This is a genomic window from Streptomyces sp. NPDC051172, assembly GCF_040682555.1.
Lineage (GTDB): Bacteria > Actinomycetota > Actinomycetes > Streptomycetales > Streptomycetaceae > Streptomyces.
Window position 1 is genome coordinate 1 of the sequence record NZ_JBFBBE010000220.1, and the last position, 7,647, is coordinate 7,647.

8 protein-coding genes and 1 pseudogene are annotated in these 7,647 nt (G+C 69.8%); 4 read left to right on the forward strand and 5 right to left on the reverse strand.

Annotated features, from left to right (window positions below; translation table 11 throughout):
- From AB0N07_RS48885 to AB0N07_RS48895, 3 genes and pseudogenes are all read right to left on the reverse strand, one after another.
- Positions 1-1,085, reverse strand: a 1,085-nt coding sequence (locus AB0N07_RS48885; protein WP_365847158.1) for a hydrolase, incomplete at its 3' end; no start/stop codon positions are given.
- Positions 1,086-1,203: 118 nt separating this feature from the next.
- Positions 1,204-2,394 carry a permease gene (locus tag AB0N07_RS48890; RefSeq protein WP_365847160.1) on the reverse strand — a complete coding sequence of 397 codons (1,191 nt, stop codon included), beginning with the start codon at positions 2,392-2,394 and terminating at the stop codon, positions 1,204-1,206.
- A gap of 146 nt (positions 2,395-2,540) precedes the next feature.
- Positions 2,541-2,777, reverse strand: a pseudogene (locus tag AB0N07_RS48895) (DUF2182 domain-containing protein); the annotation flags it as partial.
- Positions 2,778-2,887: 110 nt separating this feature from the next.
- On the opposite strand from AB0N07_RS48895, the gene AB0N07_RS48900 reads away from it, so the two are divergent.
- Together AB0N07_RS48900 and AB0N07_RS48905 are read left to right on the forward strand one after the other, a co-directional pair.
- On the forward strand, positions 2,888-3,559 hold the full coding sequence (locus AB0N07_RS48900) for an enoyl-CoA hydratase-related protein (RefSeq protein WP_365847172.1): 672 nt from the start codon (positions 2,888-2,890) through the stop codon (positions 3,557-3,559).
- 96 nt (positions 3,560-3,655) lie between these two features.
- Positions 3,656-4,258, forward strand: coding sequence for an isoprenylcysteine carboxylmethyltransferase family protein (locus AB0N07_RS48905; protein ID WP_365847162.1), 603 nt, complete (start codon positions 3,656-3,658; stop codon positions 4,256-4,258).
- Positions 4,259-4,532: 274 nt separating this feature from the next.
- Here the strand turns inward: AB0N07_RS48905 and AB0N07_RS48910 are convergent, their stop codons facing one another.
- Positions 4,533-5,111, reverse strand: coding sequence for a TetR/AcrR family transcriptional regulator (locus AB0N07_RS48910; RefSeq protein WP_365847164.1), 579 nt, complete (start codon positions 5,109-5,111; stop codon positions 4,533-4,535).
- Between the two features lie 95 nt (positions 5,112-5,206).
- Here AB0N07_RS48910 and AB0N07_RS48915 point away from each other — a divergent pair, with 95 nt between their 5' ends.
- Positions 5,207-5,653: a DUF1772 domain-containing protein gene (locus AB0N07_RS48915; RefSeq protein ID WP_365847166.1), complete on the forward strand. Its 447-nt coding sequence runs from the start codon at positions 5,207-5,209 to the stop codon at positions 5,651-5,653.
- A gap of 71 nt (positions 5,654-5,724) precedes the next feature.
- The gene (locus AB0N07_RS48920) at positions 5,725-6,150 is read left to right on the forward strand and encodes a DUF4267 domain-containing protein (protein WP_365847168.1); all 426 of its coding nucleotides are present in this window, start codon (positions 5,725-5,727) and stop codon (positions 6,148-6,150) included.
- 152 nt (positions 6,151-6,302) lie between these two features.
- On the opposite strand, the gene AB0N07_RS48925 is transcribed toward AB0N07_RS48920, so the two are convergent.
- Positions 6,303-7,307, reverse strand: a complete 1,005-nt coding sequence (locus AB0N07_RS48925; RefSeq protein ID WP_365847170.1) for an alpha/beta fold hydrolase — start codon at positions 7,305-7,307, stop codon at positions 6,303-6,305.
- Positions 7,308-7,647: the final 340 nt, after the last annotated feature.

Sequence of the window (7,647 nt, forward strand, 5' to 3'; positions counted from 1 at the left end):
TGATCCACAAGACCGGCCCCGCCACCTACGCCCTCGCCTGCTGACCCGACACGCTCGACACCGACCAGAAGATCCTTAACTTCCCGGCCTTGGCTCAAACCCCGGTGCCAACCACGACTGTTCCGCCACAGGGCCCGCCAGGACGGCACCGTGCCGAGGTCGTTGCCGTCCTTGCCGATCAGCAGGAAGGGGCGGTCCAGGCCGTCGGCGGCGACGGTGGACAGGTTGCCGGGGGTGCTGTCCTCCTGGACGTACGCGAGCACACCGTCCAGGTCGGCCGCTGCTGCGATGCGAGGGTCGTCATGCATGGTCTGCAGGGCGGTGAAGCCGCCTGCCGACTGGCCGAACATGCCGATGCGCCCGAAGTCCAGCCTGCCGTAAAGGACTTGGGGCAGCACGCTCGGCAGCGCATCGAGGAGGAAGCGGACGTCGGCCACCCGTACGTCCATGGTCTTCCGCAACAGGGCGGTGATGCGCTGCTCGTCCGGGTATGCCTTGGCGAACTCCGCGGGCAGAACGGAGCGTTCGACGCGGCCGCCGGGGAACTCGACGGCGCAGGCGTCATAGGTGTGATCGAGGGTCACCACGGCGTAGCCCCGGGAGGCGAGGTGGTCGCAGAGCGTGGTGCCCAGGGAGCGCGGGTCCCCGGCACCGGGGGAGTAGCAGACGACCGGGAACGGACCACCGTCCCGAGCGACCGGGGCGCCTTCGTGAGCGTGCGTGCGGGTGGCGGCCCAGTCTACCCGGCTGCTCGGCACATCGGTGAAGCTGTTCAGGGCCGCGAACCCGGCCGCCTCGCCGGGAAGCATCTGGGGTGCGGCCGGATACCCGCCGGCGGTCCGGGCCGGATAGCGGATGCCGACCATGAGCTCCCGGTACGGCCGCGACGCGACCCAGGGATCGGCACGCGAGGCATCGACGAGCCGCAGCGAGACCGTCCCCACCGGGTACGGCCCGCCGGGAGCGGGCAAGGTCAGCCGCACCGGTTCGGCCGTGCGCGGCTCGGCGGCCGCTCCTCGGGCCGGGACGGCGGACGCTGCGAGTGCTGCCATGGCCGACAGCACGGTGGCGCGACGGGTCGGCATGTGTGAACTCCCTTGTCTGTACGGGCGAAATGACCACGTACAGACTTGTGGAGCGACACAGTCGCCGACCATCCGGCAGGCCGGTCGATGCGCATGGGGGTTATCCCACAGACCCTTCTCACGTCTCACCCGGAGTGGAAGTGTGCCCGTGCATGTGCCCGTGCTCGTGTGCCCCGGCGTCGGGTGAGCCGCCCATCATCCGCAGCATGGCCGTGCCGCCGGTGCGCCAGAACCGTACGAGCAGGGTCGCGGCCAGCAGCAGGAAGACGATGTTGAGCCAGGTCGTGTAGTTCCAGCTGACTCCGCCCTCGGGGACCGTGGCATCGGCCTGGTCGGGGATCAGGCCGAGCCCGCCGAACGCGAACTCGACGACGTAGCCGGCGACGGCCATCGCGGCGAAAAAGGTGCCCAGGAGGAAGACGGCCGTCCGGGCGCCGTAGTACTTCCGGTAGATGTTCAGGATGGGGAGGATCAGCAGGTCGGCGTAGATGAAGGCGATCACCCCGCCGAAGCTGATGCCGCCCTTCCACAGCACCACGGCCAGCGGCACGTTTCCGATCGAGCAGACGAACGTGGCGACGGCCACCAGCGGCCCGACCAGCGGGCCGATCAGTTTGGCGGCGAGCGGATGGTCCGCCAGGAAGAACGTGCGCCAGAAATCGTCCGGCACCCAGGCCGCGATCGCCCCAGCGATCAGCAGCCCCGCCACCAGGTCCCGCACGATCGCCGCCCACTCCATGACGAAGATGTGCGACACGGACGTGAAGCCGGCCCGGGAGAACAGGCGCCGGGCGAAGCCGCCTTCCGCCCGCACCGACATGTCCATGGCCGCGTGCCCTTCCATCGACCCCGCGATCCCGCGCTCGGCCTGCTCCCGCGCCCGGTTCAGCAGCCGCTCGCGAAGGAACAGGCGGAACAGCACGGCGAGTACGACGATCATGATCGGCCCGCCGACGAACTCGGCGGCCGTGAACTGCCAGCCCATGAGCAGCGCGAGGATCACGCCGAGCTCCACCACCAGATTGGTGGAGGCGATCTCGAACGCCATCGCCGCCGTGAAGTTCGCGCCCTTGCGGAACAGCGAACGGGCCAGGGCCACGGCCGCGTACGAGCACGACGACGAGGCCGCCCCCAAACCGGCAGCCACGGCAAGCGTGCGCGGGCGGTCGTCACCCAGCAGCCGGACGACCGTCGACCGGCGCACCACCGCCTGCACCACGGCCGACAAGGCGAAACCCAGGATCAGCGCCCAGGTGACCTCCCAGGTCATGGACCCGGCGATGGACAGCGCGTGGCCGATTGCTTCCACAGGGCACCTACTTCTGCTTCCGGCGGGTACGGGTTCGCTGCAATGGGGCCTGCTGTTCGGCACTCACGCCGTGGACGATATACGGTACCCACGTGGCCGGTTGCAAGTCATATGCCGCCCATCGACGGCATCGACCCCTGAAGCCCGGCGACGCCCATGGCCCGCGCGAGCAGCGGACCACGGGACCACAGTCTCTCGACGAGGATCACCACGGCCGGTCCGGCCATCACGCCGAGCGGGATCAGGACGACCATCAGCAGGTGCCGTGATGGACGCCCACCCGAAGAGCTCAGGGGATCGCGGCAGTGCTGCAGACAGACGTACTCGAGGGGCCCGAGCTGATACAGGCCCGCCGGCAGGAAAGCCACCGACCCGCTCCAGCGTGTGGGCGCGAAACGGGGGGAAGGCCACCTCTTGCACGTTCCATGGCGGCACCATAAGTTACCTGTCGGTAGTAAAGGAGTCCGTGACCGCCCAGCCCGAGGGAGCCGCCATGCCCGAACTCGACCGCCGGGGCGACGTCTACGTCCTCGATCTCGGAGACGGCGAGAACCGTTTCCACCCCGACTGGATCTCCGCCGTCGACGCCGCGCTGGACGAGGTGGAGAAGGCGCAGGGGCCTCGCGCGCTGGTGACCGCCGCGACGGGCAAGTTCTACTCCAACGGCCTCGACCTGGACTGGCTGTTCGCACACGCCGACCAGCACCTGGAGTACGTCGTCTCCGTGCACGCCCTCTTCGCGCGGCTGCTGTCCCTGCCGGTGGTCACCGTGGCCGCGCTGCAGGGGCACACCTTCGCCGCCGGAGCCATGTTCTCGCTGGCCCACGACTTCCGCGTGATGCGCGCCGACCGCGGCTTCTGGTGCCTGCCCGAGGCCGACATCAACATCCCGTTCACGCCCGGCATGTCCGCCCTCATCCAGTCCCGCCTGACGCCGCGGACCGCCCACGAGGCCATGGTCACCGCCCGCCGCTACGGCGGCCACGACGCCTTGGCCGCGGGCATCGTGGACCACGTCGTCGACGAGGACGCCGTACGGACGACGGCCCTCGCCCTCGCGCAGCCGCTGGCCGCCAAGGCGGGCGACACGCTCGCCACCATCAGGACCCGTATGTACGCACCCGCCCTCGCCGCCCTGCGCGACACGGCCAACCCCCTGGGCTGACCGCAAGGGCTCAGCCGCCTCCGCCCGTGGGTGGAGGCCTCTCCATCGACCCGTGGGTGGTGGTGATCCACCGGGCGCGCGGAGCACGCTTGAGGCATGGGTTCTCTCCACTCGGCGCTCGTCGCTCTCACCGGTGTCTGCGTCCTGGTCTTTGTCGTGGCCTGGATCGTGGGCGCCGTCTACTTCGGCGTGAGGAACCGGACCGGTCTGCGCGGCTGGGCGCACGGGCTTCGACGCACGTTGCCTCGCCGGCTTCCGCTGATAGCGGGCGCCCTTGCCCTCTCCACGCTGGTCCGTCACTCGCGTGGCTTCTGGCGCCATCTGCAGTTCTGGCAGCCCGAACTCGCCCTCCTGGGCGCTCTGCTCGCCGTCGCCTCCACCGCGCTGCTGCTGTGGGCCCGCTGGGTTCTGGGCACGATGTGGGCCGGCGTCCCGATGGTCAGGGACCACCATGAGTTGCGCACCGACGGCCCCTACCGGCTGGTCCGCCACCCCATCTACACCGGCCTGCTCGGCCTGATCACCGGCTCCATGCTGGCCTGCGGCTTCGGCGTCTGGATCGCCCTGATGGTGGTCTCCATACCGTGGCTGCTGCGCCGGGTCCGGGTCGAAGACGCCCTGATGGCCGGCCAGTTCGGCACCTCCTACGACGTCTACCGTGCCCGAGTCCCGGCGCTGATCCCTCATGTGCGCCGATGACGGTTGTCGTCAGCGGATGTAGTGGCCGGGTTGGGCGCGGTCGTACGCGTGCCTACGTATCAGCAGATCGCTCGGCCCGCGCAACGGCAACCGGCGTCCCTCTCCTACCGGAAACACACCTCATCGGACAGCGGTGCGACAGCGGCCGATCGTCACGGCCGGACCACCGCTGACGCGGACCTCCCAGCCGGGACGGTGGACCGTGCCGCGCAGCGACGAGACAGGCAGCGGTGGGGACCGAGAGCCCCGGCTGCGGGCCCGTCCGGACGGTGGGTCAGATGATGGCGAGCCGGTCCACCAGCAGTTCCAGCCGCTGTTCGGTGTCCTTCGGAGGCAGCCGTCCCTCCCGGGTCAGGGTTGCCAGGCCGTGCAGGGCCGCCCAGAACGTCTCGGTGTAGAGCCCCGGGTCGACGCCGTCCCCGGCGACCTCGCCCAGGGTCTCCAGCAGGGCGGCGAAGGCGTCTTTCAGTGGCTCCGGGGTGTCCTCCTGCGCGTACGCAAGACCGCCGTCGAGCTGGAACAAGGCGTCGTAGACCGCCGGGTTGCGCTCGGCGAACTCCAGGTAGGCGCGGGCCAGTGCGGCGACCCGCTCGCGCGGGCCGTTCGCGGCGGAGGTCGCGGCCCGCACCGCCGCTGCCAGCTCGGTGGCACCCTCGAGGGCGACGGCGCCGATGATCTCGCGCTTGCCGCGGAAGTGGCTGTAGAGGACGGGCTGGCTGTATTCGATGCGCTCGGCGAGCCGGCGGGTGGTGACCGCGTCCCAGCCCTGCTGCTCTGCGAGTTCGCGGGCTGTCGCCACGATGAGGCGCTCGCGCTCCGCCCGTTCGCGCTGCTTGCGTTCCTGTACCGACATGATTCGAATCCTAGCACCGCTAGACAATCGAGCGGCAATAGTACTAGCGTTGCCTCATCCGCTAGCAATGCTAGATTCCAGGAGGGGTCGTCATCATGCTCACCGCACTCGAGGTCTTCACCACCGTGGTCGTCGGCGTCATGGTGGGGGTGGAGTTCTCCGTCGCCTTCGTCATCAACCGGATCCTCGACGCCCTCCCGGAGGACAGCAGCCAACTCGGCCATGCCCACGGGGGCCGGATGCTCGGCGCCGTCATGCCGTTCTGGTACATCGGCTCACTCGTCCTCGCCGGTATCTGGGCTGTCGCCGGGTGGCACCACCACAGCACCGGCCTCGTCGTCAGCGCCGGTGCGCTGCTGATCCTCAGCGTGATCATGTCGATTCTGCTGCTCGTCCCGATCAACAACCGCAACAAGACGTGGACCCCCGACAACCGGCCCGCCGACTGGAAGCAGCAGCTGAACCGCTGGAACCGCTACCACTACGTCCGCGTCGCCGTGCTCATCGCCGCCTTCACCCTGTTGGTCGCCGCCCTCGCCTGAGCCCGCGGGCTCACCCGCAGCAGGCTCCATGAAGCGCACCGAGCAGACGAAGACCCGCAAGGGGGAGAACTATGTCGCTGAAGAAGATCAACACCGTCCTGGCCGCCGCCTTCATCCTCTTCATCCTCTGGTTCGGAGGGGAGTTCATCCTGAGCCCCGAGACGACGGCGCCGACCTTCGGCCTGCCGAGCTGGCCGTCCGGCGACGGCGGCGGATTCCTGATCGTCAAGGGAATCCGTGACGTCGTCATGGCCCTGGTCCTGGGCATCCTGCTCGTGACGGGCCAGCGTCGGGCGCTGGGCTGGGTGCTGATGGTGGAAGCCCTCGCCGCATACGGCGACATGACCACCGTGCTGGCCCACCACGGCTCCGTGGCCACCGCGCTCGGCGTCCACGGCCTGACCGCGACACTGATGGTGGTCAACGGACTGCTGATGATGCGCGAGACCCGCAAGGTGGCGGACGCTCCGGCAACGACCGTCCCGCAACCCGCCTGACGCCGCCTTGGCGTGAGCCGGCATGCGCCTGCCGGTGCCGGCCGGGAAAGGTGAGCGCACGATCCCCCTTCCCGCGGGCGGCGGCCTGGGCCCGTATCTGCGAGGCACTTCCTCGCAGATACGGGCCCAGGCCTTTCCCGTTCCGGTCGGGGTCACACCGGAAGCGGCATGAGGGCGCAGCGCACCGGCTCGGCATGCGCCGGGTCGAGGGCGTTGAGCACCAGTTGTTGCACGTTCGGGTCGTACGAGCTGCCCAGGTGGCCGGTGAGGTCCAACGGGCAGACGTTCTGCAGCAGGATGTTGTGCACGGTCGCACCGGGCCCGGCGGTGAGGAACTGGTTGGTGTACGGGGTGACGACGACGTCGGTCCTGGAGACGATGTCGGTGTAGGTGACGCCGGATTCGGTGTCGCCCTTGGCGTAGAGCTGCTGCAGGACCGGGGAGCCGATCGTCTGGTCCTTGGCCGCCGGGCTGTCGAGGCCGAACGGCTTGCCGGCCTGCCCCGCCACGTCCAGGACCGCATCCAGGAGGTGGATCGTGCCGATTGCGGTGGTGCCGTGACTGCTGGGATTGATCCCCACCAGCTGGTGCACCTTCGCGGCGCCCTTGTCGAAGCGCAGGTACCACTGGGGCATCAGCCCGCCGCCCTGCGAGTGGCCCACCAGGTCGACCTTCTTGGCGCCCGTGGCGGCCCGCACCTTGTCGACGTAGTGGGCCAGTTGCGCCGCCGAGGCGGGGATCGGGCCGGCCGCCTTGAGCAGGGCGTGGGGTTTGGTCTCACCGTAGTTGAGGGCGAAGACGCAGTAGCCGGCTCTCTCCAGCACCGGGGCGAGTCCGCTCCAGTTGTCGAGGGCGTTCTCGAACGTGCCGTGCACCAGTACCACCGGATAGGGGTGCGCGGCCGAGGGCCTGCAGGAGAAGTCGTTGGCCCCGGCGGGAGAGCGGTCGGGGTCCGGCACCGAGGCGAGCAGGGCTGCGCCGAAACTGACCGCCCCCAGTCCACCCGATGTGAGGGCGATGGGCACAGGCGGGGCCTCGACGGCGGCAAGCCGTGGCACGGGAGGTGCGGCGGAGGCGGCACAAGCGGCGGGGGCGGCGGCGGTCAGGCAGGCCGCCGCGGCCAGGGCAACGCCTGCGGCCTTGAGAACTCGGCGCATCGTGGTGCGCACCTCCTGATGACGGAGCGTCAGCTGGTCAGGGTCGGCCCCAGCTTCGACAGCCGCCCGCGTCGCGGTCGCGCACGGCGCGCCAGGTGCACCCGTTCGGCGCACGCGCGGTCAGCCAGGCGGGCGGACGCCACCGCAAACCAAGCCCCAGTGGCGGCAGCCCCGCTGGCCGAGAGGGGAGGGGCGCAGGACGGCCCGAACGCGCCGAACACCAAAACGACAGACAGGTGTTGAGACAAGGCCGGGAAGTTAAGGATCTTCTGGTCGGTGTCGAGCGTGTCGGGTCAGCAGGCGAGGGCGTAGGTGGCGGGGCCGGTCTTGTGGATCAGGC

What these genes read in the sequence shown, in the direction of transcription:
- AB0N07_RS48900 (WP_365847172.1), top strand. Translation starts at nt 2,888, where the DNA reads ATGCCCGAACTCGACCGCCGGGGCGACGTCTACGTCCTCGATCTCGGA.
- AB0N07_RS48905 (WP_365847162.1), top strand. Translation starts at nt 3,656, where the DNA reads ATGGGTTCTCTCCACTCGGCGCTCGTCGCTCTCACCGGTGTCTGCGTC.
- AB0N07_RS48910 (WP_365847164.1), bottom strand. Translation starts at nt 5,111, where the DNA reads ATGTCGGTACAGGAACGCAAGCAGCGCGAACGGGCGGAGCGCGAGCGC.
- AB0N07_RS48915 (WP_365847166.1), top strand. Translation starts at nt 5,207, where the DNA reads ATGCTCACCGCACTCGAGGTCTTCACCACCGTGGTCGTCGGCGTCATG.
- AB0N07_RS48920 (WP_365847168.1), top strand. Translation starts at nt 5,725, where the DNA reads ATGTCGCTGAAGAAGATCAACACCGTCCTGGCCGCCGCCTTCATCCTC.
- AB0N07_RS48925 (WP_365847170.1), bottom strand. Translation starts at nt 7,307, where the DNA reads ATGCGCCGAGTTCTCAAGGCCGCAGGCGTTGCCCTGGCCGCGGCGGCC.